A 15,284-nucleotide genomic window follows, 5' to 3' on the forward strand; every position below is an offset into this window, starting at 1 on the left:
ATGGCAGTAAAAGTCGCAATCAATGGTTTTGGTCGTATCGGTCGTCTCGTGTTCCGCGCCCTTGTTGAACAAGGTCTGCTCGGTAACACCCTCGACGTCGTCGCCGTAGGCGACATCGTTCCGGCCGACAATCTAGCCTATCTCGTCAAGTACGACTCCACCCAGGGCAAGTTCCAGGGTACCGTTTCGTCCAAAAAGTCCTCCCCCGACAAGGCCGAGGATGACGTCTTGGTGATCAACGGCAAAGAGATCCTCGTTGTCTCCGCCAAGTCCCCTGCCGAGCTGCCTTGGGCCAAGTTGGGCGTTGATATCGTCATCGAGTCCACCGGTCTCTTCACCGACGCTGAGAAGGCCAAGGGCCACATCACCGCTGGTGCCAAGAAGGTTATCATTTCCGCCCCTGCTAAGGGCGAAGACATCACCGTTGTGATGGGCGTCAACGACGACCAGCTCGACGTCTCCAAGCACAGCATTATTTCCAATGCCTCCTGCACCACGAACTGCCTCGCGCCGCTCGTTCACGTGCTGCTCAAGGAAGGCTTCGGTCTTGAGGAAGGCCTGCTTACGACCGTGCACGCCTACACTGCCACGCAGAAGACTGTGGACGGCCCCTCGAAGAAGGACTGGAAGGGTGGCCGTACCGCCGCTCAGAACATTATCCCTTCCGCCACCGGCGCCGCCAAGGCCGTCGCGCTTGTTCTCCCTGCCGTCAAGGGCAAGCTCACCGGTATGGCCTTCCGCGTGCCTACCCCGACCGTTTCCGTCGTCGACTTGACCTTCAAGACCACCAAGGAAACCTCCCTCGCCGAGATCAAGGCCGCCCTTAAGAAGGCTTCCGGGACCTACCTCAAGGGCATCCTCGGTTACACCGAAGACGAAGTCGTTTCCTCTGACTTCATCCACGACAAGCAGTCCTCGATCTTCGATGCCGGTTCCTCGATCGAGCTCAACAGCAAGTTCTTCAAGCTCGTTTCCTGGTATGACAACGAGTGGGGCTATTCCAACCGCGTCGTCGACCTCACCAAGGTGATCGCTTCCAAGCTCTAATTACCACTGAGGTATTGCCCACGGAATACACGGAACACACGGAATTAACTCTTCCGTGTATTCTGTGTGTTCCGTGGGCACTTCGTTTCTGAGGATTTACATATGGCCAAATTCAAAACTATTCGCGACCTCGATCTCGCCGGTAAACGCGTGTTCATGCGCGTTGATTTCAATGTCCCCCAGGACAAGAAAACCGGTGCTATCACCAACAACGCCCGCATTGTCGCCGCGCTGCCCACGATCAAATACGCGCTCGAAAAAGGTGCGTCCGTCGTCCTCGCCAGCCACCTCGGCCGTCCCGATGGCCAGGTGATCGAAAAATTCTCCCTCAAGCCCATCGCTGCCGAGTTAGAGAAGGTTCTCGGTAAACCCGTGGCATTCGCGACCGACTGTGTCGGCCCCATAGCCGAACAGGCCGCCGCCGCCCTCAAGCCCGGCCAAGTCCTCCTACTTGAAAACCTGCGCTTCCACATCGAGGAAGAGGGCAAGGTTAAGCTCGAAGATGGCACCTCGGTGAAAGCCGATCCGGCCAAAGTGACTGAGTTCCGCGCCGGTCTTTCGAAGCTCGCCGACGTTTACGTCAACGACGCCTTCGGTACCGCCCACCGCGCTCACAGCTCCATGGTTGGCGTGACCTTGCCGATCAAGGCCGCTGGTTTCCTCATGGAAGCCGAGCTCAAGGCATTCGCCAAGGTCTTGGATAATCCTGATCGTCCCCTGCTCGCCATACTCGGTGGCGCCAAGATCGCCGACAAGATTCCCCTGATCAAAAACCTGCTCGATAAGGCCGATAAAATCATCATCGGCGGCGGCATGGCCTACACCTTCCATAAAGTTCTTCGCGGCACCCCGATCGGCACCAGCTTGTACGATCCGGAAGGCGCTAAGATCGTCGAAGAGCTCGTAGCCAAGGCTGCGGTTCGCAACGTTGAGCTGATCTTCCCGATCGACTTCGTTTGCTCCGACGCCTTCTCGCCCGACGCCAACACATGCGCCGCCGACCTCGCCACCGGTATTCCCGACGGCTGGGGTGGTCTCGACGCCGGCCCCAAGTCCATCGAGCTTTACCGCCAAGCGATCCTGTCGTCCAAGACCATCATCTGGAACGGCCCCGCTGGTGTATTCGAGTTCGACAAGTTCGCCACGGCCACCAAGGCCATGGCCGATGCCATCGCCGAGGCCACCGCCAAGGGCGCCACGACGATTGTCGGCGGCGGCGACACCGCGACGGCCGCGAAGAAATTCAAGGTCGCCGACAAGGTCACCCATTGCTCCACAGGCGGCGGCGCTTCCCTCGAGTTCCTCGAGGGCAAGTCACTGCCCGGCGTGGTCTTCCTTGAAAGCTAAAATGCGTTTCACCGGTGAACAGTTGGCCTTTTGGTTACCTGTTCGCCGGTATTAATGTCCTCGCACTCTCCATCAGCTAATCAGCCTTTTAACTCTCATGAATATTCGTAAAAAACTCATCGCCGGTAACTGGAAGATGAACAAAACCTCCGCCGACGCCTCTGCGCTTTTGCAGGAAATCGTCACCGAGGTGGGTAAACAGACCGACGTGGATGTCGTCGTGTGCCCCCCGTACACGTCACTCGAAACCGCCGCCAAGTCCCTCGATGGTTCGACGGTTAAATTGGGCGCGCAAAACCTGCACCCCGAAAAGAGTGGCGCTTATACCGGCGAAATTTCCGCCGAGATGCTCCGAGCACTTTTCGTGAACTATGTCATCATCGGCCACAGCGAGCGCCGTACTTACTTCGGCGATACCGACGCGTTTGTTAACCTCAAGGTGCTTGCCGCGCTGAAGAACCAGCTCAAGCCCATCCTTTGCGTGGGTGAAACCCTCAGCGAGCGCGAATCCGCCCAGACCCTCAAGGTCGTGCAGACTCAGCTCGAGGCTGGCCTTGAAGGCGTCTCCAAGGAACTCGCAACCAGTGTCGTCATCGCTTACGAGCCTGTCTGGGCTATCGGCACCGGTAAAGTTGCAACCACGGAGCAGGCGCAAGAGGTTCACGCCTTCATTCGTTCGCTCCTGGTGAAGCTCTTCGGCGAGGCTGTTGCGCAGAAGGTCCGTATCCTTTACGGCGGCTCCATGAAGCCCTCCAACGCTCCCGAACTCCTCGCGCAAAAAGACATCGACGGCGGCCTCATCGGTGGCGCTGCGCTGGAGTCCCGGAGCTTCGTTGAGTTGATCAAGGCTGCCTCGGCCGCTAAGTAAACCTCGTTCGTTTTTCTTCCTGAGGCGGTTCCATCCGGAGCCGCCTTTTTTGTGTCCCAGTGGCCGCCGTCCGGTTTGAAGGCAACGAACTGTTGCAGCACCGGGCGTCATTAGGTCCGACGTGTGTCCGGAAAATAAGGATAGGAATTGGGCCTAAAAACGTTGCGCCAACCGTCGGTACATTGCTGTATTTTCGCTTTTCCCATCATGGCTACACCCTCGCTGATTCAGGAATTTGAACGTGCCGGACAAGGGCATGTTTTCGCATTTTATAACGAGCTCGCGCCTGAGGCGCAGCAAGCGCTGCTGGCCGAGGCGGCCGAGATCGATCTGGCGGAGGTGGATCATCTCACGCGCACCTTGCTATCTAAGGATGCCGCATCGGGTCTCGATCTCACTGGTTTGTCACCTGCTCCTTACGAGCGTCGCCCTGAAAATGGGGGTGATGCAGCCGCCTGGAGCGCGGCCAAAGTGGCAGGTGAGGCCGCCTTAAGTGCAGGTCGCGTTGCCGCCTTCACCGTAGCCGGTGGGCAGGGGACACGCCTAGGTTATGACGGGCCCAAGGGTACCTATCCGGTGACTCCCATTAAGCATAAAACACTCTTTCACGTTTTTGCTGAGAAAGTCCGTGCGGCCGGTGCGCGTTACGGCAAGCCGATCCATTGGTTTATCATGACCAGTCACGTGAACCATGGGCCGACCGAGGCATTTTTTAAGGCCAATGGCTACTTCGGCCTTGCCGAGACCCAGGTTCATTTTTTCCGTCAAGGTCGCATGCCGGCCGTCACGCCCGAGGGTAAAATCCTGCTCGAAACCAAGGGCACCATCGCCATGTCGGCCGACGGCCACGGCGGTTCGCTCCGCGCCCTCGATCGCAGCGGCGCGCTCGATATCATGGAGAAGGAGGGCATCGATATCCTGAGCTACTTCCAGGTGGATAATCCCCTGGTTCGGGGCATTGATCCGGCGTTCATCGGCTGGAATGTTCTGCGTGGCTCCGAGATGTCGAGCAAGATGGTGGCGAAAGCCTATGCCGGCGAGAAGGTCGGTCATTTCTGCTCCCAGCGCGGTCAAAATATCGTGATCGAGTACTCCGACTTGCCGAAATCATTTCAAGAGGAGATCGACCCAGCCACCGGCGCTCTGCGCTACATCGCCGGCAGCATCGCGATCCATATTCTCGATACGAAGTTCATCCGCCGCATGGCCCGCGGATCCGATTCCCTCCCGTTCCACCGTGCCGACAAAAAGATCCCGACGATTGATGCAGCGGGCAATCCCGTGAAACCGGACAAAGCCAACGGCGTTAAGTTTGAAATGTTTGTTTTCGACGCGCTGCCCTTCGCTGCCAAACCCGTCGTCATCGAAACTCCACGCGCCGACGATTTCTCGCCGGTTAAAAACGCCGAAGGCCTCGATTCGCCCAAGACCTGCGTGGATGATCAGCTCCGCCAGTTTGCACGCTGGCTCAGCGCCAACGGTGCTGTCGTGCCGACCGATTCCACCGGCCTTCCACCTTTCCCAATCGAGGTTTCGCCACTCTTCGGGTACGACGAGGATTCTTTTGCGAACGCTTGGAATAAGCTTTTGACCAAGCCTGTAGTCGCCGCCGGCCTCTATCTCGAATAATCCACCCTGTTACCAGCGCCCAAACCATGAGCACACTCACCCTGATTCAAGCCGCCGGTCAGTCCGGACAACTTCTTCCCGAAACTGTAAAGAACCTGACCACCTGGTTGGGCGCCTCCCTTCCTAGCTGGGCCGTAGCTAGCATCGACGAACTCGTCGCCAAGGCAGCTTGGGACGAACTAAACAACCGCTTCTACCGCGACCTCGAGTTCGGCACTGGCGGCATCCGCGGCCGCACCATCGGCCAACTGCCAACCTCGGTCGAGACCGGCACGCTCGGCGAACAGGGCACACCCAGTTTTGCCGCCATCGGCAGCAACATCCTTAACGACTTCACGCTCACACGTGCCACTATCGGGCTGTTCCGCTACACCCAGGCCTATCTGGCTGAGTCCGGTCGCGCCGACATTCCCGCGTTGGTGATCGCTCACGACGTTCGCCATTTCTCGCGCCATTTCTGTGAATTGGCCGCCTCGGCTTGGACTAAACTCGGTGGTAATGCCTACATTTTTGAAGGTCCTCGTTCGACGCCTCAGCTGAGCTTTACGGTCCGCCACCTCCGCGCCCATGCCGGAGTGGTGATCACGGCGAGCCACAATCCGCCCCACGATAACGGCTTTAAGGCCTACTTCGAGGACGGTGCTCAGGTCGTGGCCCCGCACGACAAGGGGATCGTTAATGAGGTTAACGCGGTTCCTCTCACCGAGCTCTCGGCTTACCTCGAAAAAGACCTGTCCCGCGTGGTTACGCTCAAGCGTGCGACCGACGATGCGTATCTCGCTGTCGCCAGCAAAGCGGCCATCGATATGTCTGTTTTCAAGAAAACTAAGCTCAAGGTCGCCTTCACTAATATCCATGGCACGGGCGGCGTGATGTCCGTTCCTTTGTTGGTCCACGCCGGGGCCGAGGTGCACGAGGTTCACGAGCAGGTGGCCTTTGATGCCCGTTTTCCCTCGGTCAAGTCGCCGAACCCCGAGAATGCCGAAGCCCTTTCACTCGCGGTGAAACTCGCCGAAAAACAACATCTGGACGTGGTTTTGGCTACCGATCCAGATTGCGATCGTATGGGCGTGGCCGTGCGCGGTCCCGACGGCAAAATGCACTTGCTCACCGGTAACCAGATCGGCGCGTTGCTGGCAGAGTACCGCCTGACCAAATACAAGGAGCAGGGGGTTATCCCGGCCGCCGGTTCCGACCGTGTGGCGATCATTAAGACCTTCGTCACCACTTCACTGCAGGATGCGATCGGCCTTGGTCACGGCGTTAAGGTCATCAACACGCTGACCGGCTTCAAGTGGATCGCTGCCAAGATCAAGGGTTACGAGGATCAGCTCAAGAAGGCCCTCCTCACCAAGCAGGGAATCGCGCTTGATTACGATGCAACGCCGTTTGAGACGCGCGCCAAGCTGCTCCAGCAGTACAGCACGTTCTACGCTTTTGGCTGCGAAGAGAGCTACGGCTACCTGCCCAATGACTATGTCCGCGACAAGGACGGCAATGCAGCCTGTCTCATGTTTGCCGAGCTCTGCGCGGCGGTGAAGGCGCAGGGGCTCACCGTGCCGGAGTACCTCGACAGCATTTACCTCAAATACGGTTTCTACCTCGAGGGCGTGGTTAACCTTTATTACGAAGGCGCGACGGGCGCAGCCAAGATCAAGCGTATCTTGCAAACCTACCGCTCAGCCCCGCCCAAGGCGTTTGGAGACGTCGCGGTGACCCGCTTCCAGGACTTCGGGGTCGAGGTGTTCCGTGACGCGGACAATGAGGCCATTCCCAAGCAGGACCTATATTTGGTCACGTTGGCCAATGGTTATAGCTTCGCGGCTCGTGGCAGTGGCACGGAGCCAAAGATGAAGTTTTATGTCTTCGCCAGCGCACCGGTTAAAACCGCCGCTGAATTGGCGACGGTGAAAACCCAGGTCGCGGCTGAACTCGATCGCGTAAAGGCGTTGATTGAAGCCGACGCACAGCGGCGCGCCGAGGGCTGAGCCCGTTGGTCTCTCCCCACAAAAAAGGCCCGACTTAAGTGTCGGGCCTTTTTTGTGCAACGCGTGGGCAGTCCGGTTGAGGGAAGCGGTTTAGTGCTTTACGTGGACGGTTTCGCCTTTGGGCTGGCCGATTTGGGCGAGCAGCGTTCCGAACCAGGGTGCGGTGGTGTCGAAGGGCTTGCCGCCTTTGATGCGGGGGAACTCGATGGCGCGCAGGATGCCGCCTTGGTCTTCGTCATGGCCGATCACGCCGCTCTCGCGGCGCAGGGCGCATTCCACGGCGAGGTCGGTGCAGCTCTTGATCAGCCGCAGGTCGGCATTGTTGGCTGCGGCGGCGCGGGCGAAATACCCGCTCTTTTGCACGAGGACTTTTTCGGCGCCCAGCATCTTGGCGAACTGTTCGCCAAACCATTTGCCCGGGTTGATTGCATCGAGTTTCACGTGGCCGAAGGCGTCACGGGGAACCTCTTGGCCCTTGGCCTGCATCTCGGCGATGATCGACTCCACGCCGGCACCTTCGCTAATGAAGATGTTAACGTTATCGACGCGGTCCATGATCGCCTTGAGGCGGGTGGCTTCAGCGGCGAGATCGACCGCCATCTCGGGGATGAACACGGCGTGGACGTCGAGGTTTTCGCGGGAGAGGCCGAGGCCGGGGACAAACTCTTCGCGATCGAGGATCTTGCGGTATTCAGCAGCGGTGGCGGCGGTGAGCCAGCCACAGTTGCGCCCCATGACCTCGTGGATGATGAGCATGCGCGGGTTGGCGTTGTGCTCGGAGACGACGTTGCGGAAATAGCGCGCGCCCTGCTCGGCAGCGGTCCAGGCGCCGAGGGATTGGCGAATGGGGAATACATCGTTGTCGATGGTCTTGGGCAGGCCGATGACGGAGAGGCCGTAGTTGTTTTTGGCGAGGAAGGCGGCGAGATCCGCGGCGGCCGTATTGGTGTCGTCACCACCGATAGTGTGGAGAATGTCCACGCCGTCCTTGATGAGCTGGTCGGCGGCGACTTTTTGCGGGTCCTGACCTTCTTTGACCAAGCCGCGCTTCACGCAGTCTTTGACGTTGGTGAGTTTCACGCGGCTGTTGCCGATGGGGCTGCCGCCGTGCGCATGAAGAATGGAGGCTGAGGCGCGCTCGGCGGGGCCGATTTTGTAGGAGTCGCCCAGCAGCAGGCCTTTGTAGCCACTGTGGTAGGCGATCAGCTCGATGTCGGGGGCGATCTCGGTGTAGCGCTCAATCAGGCCGCCGACGGCGGAGCTGAGGCAGGGGGCGAGTCCGCCTGCGGTAAGGAGGGCGACTTTTTTCGGGCGGGTGGGAGAGGTGGGCGTGTTGCTCATAGCGATTATAAGAGTGCGGGGAATGGAAGGGGGAGGGAGGCGTCGCCGGCAAGGTGAAAGCATGCCGGCGAAGGCATCGTTATTTGGTCCCCAATGTCAGTCCGATCACATCGGCGGCGTGGTAACTGGAGCCTTCAGCAGGGAAGAACCGCGCCAGGTGCGCGACGTCGTGACCGGCGGTGATCATCGGCGGCTCGACGTGGTTTTTGTAGGTTTGGCCAAGGCCGACGGTGGCGAGAAGGCAGTTGCAAAGGCACTTCCGGTTGGTGGTGGCGTCCTCGGTTCCCCCTTTGCGTAGGAAGTTGCCTACGGGTTCACCTCCGCAGCGGTAGCCGACGGCACCGTCTGGCTGGGTGTAGACTTCGCGCAAATACCCGAGGTCGCAGATGCGCGGGCGATCCTCGTAGCAGCTGGGGTTAGATAAGGTTTTGGGGTGATTAAGGACCTTGAAGGGAAAACCCGTTGGCGAGGCGAAGGGATCAGTGAATATTTGAGTGAGCCCGAAACGCACCAATTCGCCCACCTCTTGTTTGAGCTGGGAACCCATGCCAGACTCTTCACAGAAGGCGAAGGCGGTGCCAATCTGTACGCCAACGGCGCCCTGTTGCTGGGCTTCTGCTAGGCGTTCGGGCGTGGCGTGGGCACCTGCAATCCAGAAGGGTAACCCGAGAGCGCGGATCTTGGCCACGTCGGGCAGATCCCGCTCTCCGTAGAGCGGCTCGCCCTTGGCTGTGAGTTGCAGCGGACCTCGCGGCGGGGCGTTGTGGCCGCCGGCGGCCTCGGTCTCGACCACAAACCCATCGACTTGGCCGGAGGATTTGCGCGCGAGCGTCATCGCCAAGGTGGCGGAGCTGACGATGGCCAAAAAGCGCGGGCGTTTTAAGGCCGGAACAGGGGCTTTGAGGAACTCAGCCGGGTCAAACGAGCTAAAGGCCTCGACGGGCGCTTGCTCGGGGCTGACGGGGGCGGTGACGTCGATCTTGAGTTTGGCTGCCTCACCGCGGGAAAACTGGTCGAGCACCCCGGGTATGGCGCGGGGGATGCCGGCGCCCATGAGCACATAATCCACGCCGGCCAGCATCGCGCCGTACAGCGAGGGCAGGGTGGGGAGCTGGATTTTCTCAAGTAGGTTGATGCCCACGACGCCGGCGTGGTTTTCCTTGGCGAGAAAAACCTCCACGAAATTGGCGATCACCGTGAGCTCGTTGAAGGATGGGCTCGAGGTGAGCGTAGGCATCTCGACGGACTTGAAGGGTTTGTCGGCCGGCTTGCCTCCGGGGACGAACCAGTCGTTGAGCACCCGATCGGCCATGGCGGGAATGGGGAAGTGCGAGAGCGCCCGGCGCATGTCACCGGCGAGGTCACCGAGCTGGAGGCGGCGCGAGAGAACGACGGCCAAAAGGGTGCCGGAAACGACACCGAGTTGCCCTTGTTGCGAAACGGCGCGGGCGAGCGTCCAGTTGGAGACTCCGACGCCCATCCCTCCTTGAATAATGATCGGCAGTGACATAGCCAAACACTCAACCGGCGAGAGCCGGCGCATGAAAGGTGCATTTGCCTCCAGCCGGCAGTGTGATGGAGTCTGAATCGTGCCTATTCGATCGGCTTATAGTGGCGGAAGGAGGGAACCTTCAGTCGCTGGCTCTGCGTTACGCTTCAGTTTGAAAAAAGCTTGGATGAGCGTGCGGCATTCCTCTTCGAGCACTCCCCCGGCGGTGATTTCGAGGTGGTGGTTGACGCGTGGCAGGGCGTTCAAATCGGTTGCGCCGCCCAAGCAGCCCATTTTGGGGTCGGGCACCGCATAACAAACGCGCTTGAGCCGGGACATGAGGGTGGCCCCGGCGCACATCGGGCAGGGCTCTTTGGTGACGTAGAGGGTGCAGTCCTCAAGGCGCCAGTTGCCCAGCTTGGCGGCAGCTTGGGTGATGGCCAAAACCTCCGCGTGGGCGGTCGGGTCTTGGGCGCTTTCCACGGTGTTGTGGGCGAGCGCGATGACCTCGCCGCCGTGCTCGATGACGCAGCCGATGGGCACTTCGTCGCGCCGCCACGCGTCGATCGCCTGGTTGTAGGCGAGGCTCATGAAAAACGTGTCGTCACGCGAAAGCTGCGAGGGGAAACGCTTTTCAAACGGACACTCTTGAGGGCGGGAGGATGGCATGGTGGCGGCAATGTGAACGGTGCGCCACAAGCGGCGTGCCGAGGAAAAACTTGACTAAGGCGGACGAAGGGTGGCTTACAAGTAGCTTTTATACACCGAATCGTTCGCATGCTCATACTCGTCCCAGGCCTCGTTGCCGCTTTTAACCATGTCTGAATCCTCTGACGGCAAATCCATTGAAGTTGAAGGCAAGGTCGTCACCGTGCTTCCGGGGACGATGTTCAAAGTCCAGCTCTCCAACGGGCACATCGTTCTCGCCCATATCTCGGGCAAGCTACGCAAAAACTTCATCAAAATCGCCGCCGGCGACGGCGTGAAGATGGAGATGAGCCCCTACGATTTGGAGAAGGCGCGCATCACCTACCGCATGAAGGACGTCAACGCCCAGCCCTTCGTTCCCCGTAAGCGCCGCTATTAAAAGCCCGCCTCGCCTCAGTCCGACTTTTTCCATCGACGCCGTCATTTCGACGGCGTCTTTTTTTTGCCCGTGCCCGACTCATCTTCCGCTCCCTACAAGCCCCATCTTGGTCTGCCCTCTGGGCTCGACGAGCCGATCCGTGATTTTGGCAACTCGCTCACCCTTGAGCGGGGGCGTTCGGATCGAACGCTTGAGGCCTATGAAAGCGACCTGCGCCAGTGCGCGGCACATCTGGCACGGGCGGGTGTTAAAACATGGCAAGCCGCCACGGCCGATCAGGTGCGCGAGTGGCTCTATACGCTGAGCACCGGGCAAACGTCTGCCGGCGACGACTATACCGAGGCCAGTCTGGCGAGAAAACTCTCTGCGCTCCGGATGTTTGCCCGCCACCTCGTGCGTGAACGGGTGCGTCCCGATGATTTCACCGAGCTGCTCCAGGGCCCCAAGCTCCACCGCAAAATGCCTGGCACGCTCAACGCCGAGGAGATTGACGCTCTGCTGGCCGCGCCCGTAGGCGGCGACGCCCACGCACTGCGCGACCGGGCTATCCTGGAATTATTTTACTCCAGCGGCCTGCGGGTTTCGGAACTGGCCGGACTGATGATCCAGCAGGTGGATTTGGAGTCGGGTTTCCTGCGCGTGTTCGGCAAGGGTTCCAAGGAGCGCGTGGTCCCGGTGGGCGGCAAGGCGGCCGAGGCCCTCGGTGCCTATTTGACCGCTGCCCGCCCCCATTTCGTTAAGCCCAAAACCGGCAGCCAACTCTTCCTCAGTGAGCGTGGGACGGCGATCTCCCGGCAGATGCTCTGGGTGCTGGTCAAAAAATATGCCAAGCAGGCCGGCATCACCAAGACCGTGAAGCCCCATTTATTGCGCCATTCCTTCGCCACTCATTTGCTGACCGGCGGTGCCGACTTACGCGCAATCCAGGAGATGCTCGGGCATGCAAATATTTCAACAACACAGATTTATACTGCTGTTGAGGAGCGTCGGCTGATTGAGCAACACGCGCAATTTCATCCCCGCAACCAGGGTTCAAAAAAAGGTAGGGTAAAAACCCCTTGACCGGTTGGGGATTCACGGCGTCATCGTTTACTTTTAACGGCCTGTGAAACTCAACGTAATCGTCACTCCCGCCACCTTGCGAAAACCGCACGGCAACTTCACGGGGACATTGCGGACGGTTGCCACCAAACTACGACCGGCCCCCGTGCCGAGCGTCGGCCCCAGTCAGGATTTCTGTTTCCACTCATGAGCGACAAGATCACCCACGAATGCGGTATCGCGATGGTTCGGCTGCTTAAGCCGCTGTCCTATTACCAAGAGAAATACGGCACGCCGCTTTGGGGCTTCACCAAGCTTTTTCTGCTCATGGAAAAGCAGCACAATCGCGGCCAGGATGGCGCGGGTGTGGCCTGTGTGAAAAGCGACATCGCCCCGGGCGAGCCGTACATGTTCCGCGATCGGTGCGTGAAGACCAATCCGCTCGACAAGATATTCAAAACCTTGCTCGGCCAGTACAACGAGAAGGTTGCCACCGGCGAGATTCACCCTGAGTTCGCCGAAACGGTCAAAAAGCACTTCGACTTCGGCGGCGAGTTGCTCATGGGCCACCTGCGCTACGGCACCAGCGGGGGGTACAACATCTCCTCCTGCCACCCTTATTTCCGTCGTTCGCCTTGGCCCACGCGTAATCTCGCGTTGTGCGGTAATTTTAACATGACGAATACCGAGGAGCTTAACCGCTCGCTCATCGCCATGGGCCAACACCCGATCTTCGCCACCGACACCCAGGCGATGCTCGAAAAAATCGGCTTCTTCCTGGACGAGGAGCACGAGGAGCTGTTCCGCAAGTTGCGCGGCGAGGGCCTCACGCCTGAAGCCACCTCCCAGCGCATCAGCGACGAACTCGACCTCGCCCGCGTCATTACCCGCGCCTCGCAAAAATGGGACGGCGGATACACACTCTGCGGCCTGATCGGTAACGGCGACGCCTTCGTCGCCCGCGATCCTTCTGGCATCCGCCCTTGCTGGTATTTCCAGAACGACGAGGTCATCGCTTTTGCCTCCGAGCGCGCTCCGCTCATGACCGTGTTCGACCTCACCCTCGACCAGCCCAAGGAGGTCAATCCCGGTCATGTCGTGGTGCTGAAACGCAACGGCCACGTGAGCAGTTCGCCCTTCACCGCGCCGCTCCCGCGCACCTCGTGCTCGTTCGAGCGCATCTATTTCTCGCGCGGTAACGACATCGAAATCTACCAGGAGCGTAAACTCCTCGGTGGTCGCCTCGCTGATCAGGTTCTCAAAGCTGTCGGCTACGACTGGGAAAATACCGTTTTTAGCTTCGTGCCGAACACCGCCGAGGTCGCCTACTACGGCCTTATGCACGCGCTGCGTGAAAAGCGGCGCGACGAGGTTAAGAAGGCTGTTCTTGCCGCCTCAGCGGCAGGAGAACTCACCGACGCACTGCTCGATGACCTTATCCTGCGCAACTGGCCGCGCGGTGAGAAGGTCGTCTCCAAGGACATCAAAATCCGCACCTTCATAGGTCAGGAAGGCATGCGTAACCAGCTCGCGAGCCACGTTTACGACATCACCTACGGATCGATCAAACCGGGCGACCACCTCGTCTGCGTGGACGACTCCATCGTGCGCGGCACCACCCTGCGACGCTCGATCTTACGCATCCTCTCCCGGCTCAACCCGAAGAAGATCGTGATCGTATCCACCGCGCCCCAAATCCGCTTCCCGGACTGCTACGGCATCGACATGTCGGAGCTCGGTAAGTTTGTCGCCTTCGAGGCGACCGTCACCCTGCTTAAAGAGCGCGGCCAGTCGCACCTCCTGCAAGAGGTTTACGAGCTTTGCCGCGAAGCCGTGGCCAAGGGCGAATGTGTGAACCACGTGCGCAAGATCTACGAACCGTTCACTCCGGAGGAAATTTCCGCCAAGATCACCGAGCTCGTCCGCCCCAAGAACATCGAGTGGCAAGGGGAATTCGAGATCATCTATCAGACGATCGAAAACCTTCACGCCGCTGTACCCAATCACACCGGCGATTGGTATTTCACCGGCAAATACCCGACGCCCGGCGGCTTCCGCGTGGTCAATCAGGCTTACTTGAACTACTTCGAAAAAGGCGAAGGTCGCAGCTACTGAGCGACCTGTTTTTAACCTTTTCCGCCGTGCCGCGTGTCGGCACTGCGAAAAGGGCCAATCGGTTATCGTCACCTCCTTTTAAAATCAGCGTTTAATAGCGGTTTTCCCGTTCCTCCTGCATGTCGCTCTCCTACGAATCCTCCGGCGTTAACTACGACCAACTCGACGCCTTTAAGCGCGCCTGCCAAAAGGCGGCCAAGACCACCGCCCCGCTACTTGAGTTGCACGGCTACGCCGAGCCTGCCAACACCCGCGGCGAAAGCTGTTACCTGATGGAGGCCGACGACCATTTCCTCGCCCATGTCGAGGAGGGGCTCGGCACTAAAAACTTGGTGGCTGATGCCGTTTACGCCCAGACCGGCAAAAACTTTTACCGTGAAATCTCCATCGATACGGTCGCGACCATCGTCAACGACCTTGTGACTTGCGGTGCGTTGCCCATTTCGGTGGCCATGCACGCCGCAGTGGGCGAGTCGTCGTGGTTTACGGACGCCAAGCGTATGGAGGCGCTTGTGGAGGGCTGGGCCGAGGGCTGCCGCCAGGCAGGCGCGGTCTGGGGTGGGGGCGAGACGCCTACGTTGCGCGGAATCGTTAAAGAAGAGGCCATCGTGCTCGCTGGTTCGGCCATCGGTAAAGTTTCCCCCAAGTCGCAGCGCATCGTCGGCGATGTGCAGGACGGCGATGCGATTGTGTTTCTGGCCTCCTCGGGTGTGCAAACCAACGGACTGTCGTTGTGCCGCCTCATCGCGTCGAAGTTGCCCCAAGGATACCAGACGCCCATTGGCCATGGCGACCCGCGCACCTACGGCGAAGCGCTGTTGGCGCCGTCGGTTATCTACGTTAAATTCGTCAACGAGTGCCAGCAGGCGGGCATCAAGTTGAACTACGTTTCCCATGTGACCGGCCACGGCTGGCGCAAACTGATGCGTCTCGACGAACCCTTCGTTTACGAAATCACCAATCCCGGTGAAGAGCCCGCCTTGTTTAAGTTTTTACGTGAAGCCGGGCCGATCGATCTTCGCGAGGCCTACGCCACGTTTAATCAAGGCATCGGTTTTGCTGCGTACGTTTCGCAAGACAACCTTGAGTCGACCCTGGCTGCAGCCAAAGCCTCGGGCTACAAAGCGTGGCACGCCGGCACGGTTAAGAAACAGGGTGAGCGCAAAGCTGTAACGATTCCCTCCCTCGGCATCGAATTCGACGGGAGCACCCTGCAGGTGCGCTGAGCTGGGTACTAACCCGCAGCACCGAGATGACTCGGTGCTGTTTGAGCTGAAATTAGATTGCTGGTTTCAGGGCACAAAAAAGGCCGGTCTGTTCAGGACCGGCCTT

The 15,284-nt window shown here is 59.5% G+C and carries 12 protein-coding genes; 9 read left to right on the top strand and 3 right to left on the bottom strand.

What is annotated here, in order from left to right:
• The 5 genes from gap to H2170_00705 all read left to right on the top strand — a co-directional run bounded on the left by gap (position 1) and on the right by H2170_00705 (position 6,879).
• Positions 1-1,047 (top strand): type I glyceraldehyde-3-phosphate dehydrogenase, encoded by a 1,047-nt coding sequence (gene gap, locus H2170_00685; GenBank protein MCS6298607.1) that lies wholly within the window; start codon positions 1-3, stop codon positions 1,045-1,047.
• Positions 1,048-1,149: 102 nt separating this feature from the next.
• Entirely contained in the window at positions 1,150-2,394 is a 1,245-nt protein-coding gene (gene pgk, locus H2170_00690) for a phosphoglycerate kinase (protein MCS6298608.1), read from the top strand.
• 97 nt (positions 2,395-2,491) lie between these two features.
• Positions 2,492-3,262 carry a triose-phosphate isomerase gene (locus H2170_00695; protein ID MCS6298609.1) on the top strand — a complete coding sequence of 257 codons (771 nt, stop codon included), beginning with the start codon at positions 2,492-2,494 and terminating at the stop codon, positions 3,260-3,262.
• Between the two features lie 207 nt (positions 3,263-3,469).
• Positions 3,470-4,891 carry a UDPGP type 1 family protein gene (locus H2170_00700; protein ID MCS6298610.1) on the top strand — a complete coding sequence of 474 codons (1,422 nt, stop codon included), beginning with the start codon at positions 3,470-3,472 and terminating at the stop codon, positions 4,889-4,891.
• Between the two features lie 26 nt (positions 4,892-4,917).
• Positions 4,918-6,879: a phospho-sugar mutase gene (locus H2170_00705; protein ID MCS6298611.1), complete on the top strand. Its 1,962-nt coding sequence runs from the start codon at positions 4,918-4,920 to the stop codon at positions 6,877-6,879.
• 90 nt (positions 6,880-6,969) lie between these two features.
• Here the strand turns inward: H2170_00705 and H2170_00710 are convergent, their stop codons facing one another.
• From H2170_00710 to H2170_00720, 3 genes are all read right to left on the bottom strand, one after another.
• Positions 6,970-8,220: a pyrophosphate--fructose-6-phosphate 1-phosphotransferase gene (locus tag H2170_00710; protein ID MCS6298612.1), complete on the bottom strand. Its 1,251-nt coding sequence runs from the start codon at positions 8,218-8,220 to the stop codon at positions 6,970-6,972.
• A gap of 79 nt (positions 8,221-8,299) precedes the next feature.
• On the bottom strand, positions 8,300-9,730 hold the full coding sequence (locus tag H2170_00715) for a nitronate monooxygenase (GenBank protein ID MCS6298613.1): 1,431 nt from the start codon (positions 9,728-9,730) through the stop codon (positions 8,300-8,302).
• A gap of 96 nt (positions 9,731-9,826) precedes the next feature.
• Complete coding sequence (locus H2170_00720; GenBank protein ID MCS6298614.1) at positions 9,827-10,378, bottom strand: nucleoside deaminase; 552 nt, start codon at positions 10,376-10,378, stop codon at positions 9,827-9,829.
• Positions 10,379-10,526: 148 nt separating this feature from the next.
• Between H2170_00720 and infA the strand changes: the two genes are divergently transcribed.
• The 4 genes from infA to H2170_00740 all read left to right on the top strand — a co-directional run bounded on the left by infA (position 10,527) and on the right by H2170_00740 (position 15,178).
• A complete protein-coding gene (gene infA, locus H2170_00725; GenBank protein MCS6298615.1) occupies positions 10,527-10,796 on the top strand; it encodes a translation initiation factor IF-1 in 270 nt (89 codons plus the stop codon).
• Positions 10,797-10,865: 69 nt separating this feature from the next.
• Positions 10,866-11,858, top strand: coding sequence for a site-specific tyrosine recombinase XerD (xerD, locus tag H2170_00730; protein MCS6298616.1), 993 nt, complete (start codon positions 10,866-10,868; stop codon positions 11,856-11,858).
• A 186-nt stretch (positions 11,859-12,044) separates the two neighbouring features.
• Positions 12,045-13,952 (top strand): amidophosphoribosyltransferase, encoded by a 1,908-nt coding sequence (locus tag H2170_00735; protein MCS6298617.1) that lies wholly within the window; start codon positions 12,045-12,047, stop codon positions 13,950-13,952.
• A gap of 119 nt (positions 13,953-14,071) precedes the next feature.
• The gene (locus tag H2170_00740) at positions 14,072-15,178 is read left to right on the top strand and encodes a phosphoribosylformylglycinamidine cyclo-ligase (protein ID MCS6298618.1); all 1,107 of its coding nucleotides are present in this window, start codon (positions 14,072-14,074) and stop codon (positions 15,176-15,178) included.
• Positions 15,179-15,284 lie beyond the last annotated feature (106 nt).

It is taken from the genome of Opitutus sp. (assembly GCA_024998815.1).
Lineage (GTDB): Bacteria > Verrucomicrobiota > Verrucomicrobiia > Opitutales > Opitutaceae > Rariglobus.

Excerpts from the sequence above, each read along its gene's own strand:
- gap (MCS6298607.1), top strand. The coding sequence starts at position 1 with ATGGCAGTAAAAGTCGCAATCAATGGTTTTGGTCGTATCGGTCGTCTC.
- pgk (MCS6298608.1), top strand. The coding sequence starts at position 1,150 with ATGGCCAAATTCAAAACTATTCGCGACCTCGATCTCGCCGGTAAACGC.
- H2170_00695 (MCS6298609.1), top strand. The coding sequence starts at position 2,492 with ATGAATATTCGTAAAAAACTCATCGCCGGTAACTGGAAGATGAACAAA.
- H2170_00700 (MCS6298610.1), top strand. The coding sequence starts at position 3,470 with ATGGCTACACCCTCGCTGATTCAGGAATTTGAACGTGCCGGACAAGGG.
- H2170_00705 (MCS6298611.1), top strand. The coding sequence starts at position 4,918 with ATGAGCACACTCACCCTGATTCAAGCCGCCGGTCAGTCCGGACAACTT.
- H2170_00710 (MCS6298612.1), bottom strand. The coding sequence starts at position 8,220 with ATGAGCAACACGCCCACCTCTCCCACCCGCCCGAAAAAAGTCGCCCTC.
- H2170_00715 (MCS6298613.1), bottom strand. The coding sequence starts at position 9,730 with ATGTCACTGCCGATCATTATTCAAGGAGGGATGGGCGTCGGAGTCTCC.
- H2170_00720 (MCS6298614.1), bottom strand. The coding sequence starts at position 10,378 with ATGCCATCCTCCCGCCCTCAAGAGTGTCCGTTTGAAAAGCGTTTCCCC.
- infA (MCS6298615.1), top strand. The coding sequence starts at position 10,527 with ATGTCTGAATCCTCTGACGGCAAATCCATTGAAGTTGAAGGCAAGGTC.
- H2170_00735 (MCS6298617.1), top strand. The coding sequence starts at position 12,045 with ATGAGCGACAAGATCACCCACGAATGCGGTATCGCGATGGTTCGGCTG.
- H2170_00740 (MCS6298618.1), top strand. The coding sequence starts at position 14,072 with ATGTCGCTCTCCTACGAATCCTCCGGCGTTAACTACGACCAACTCGAC.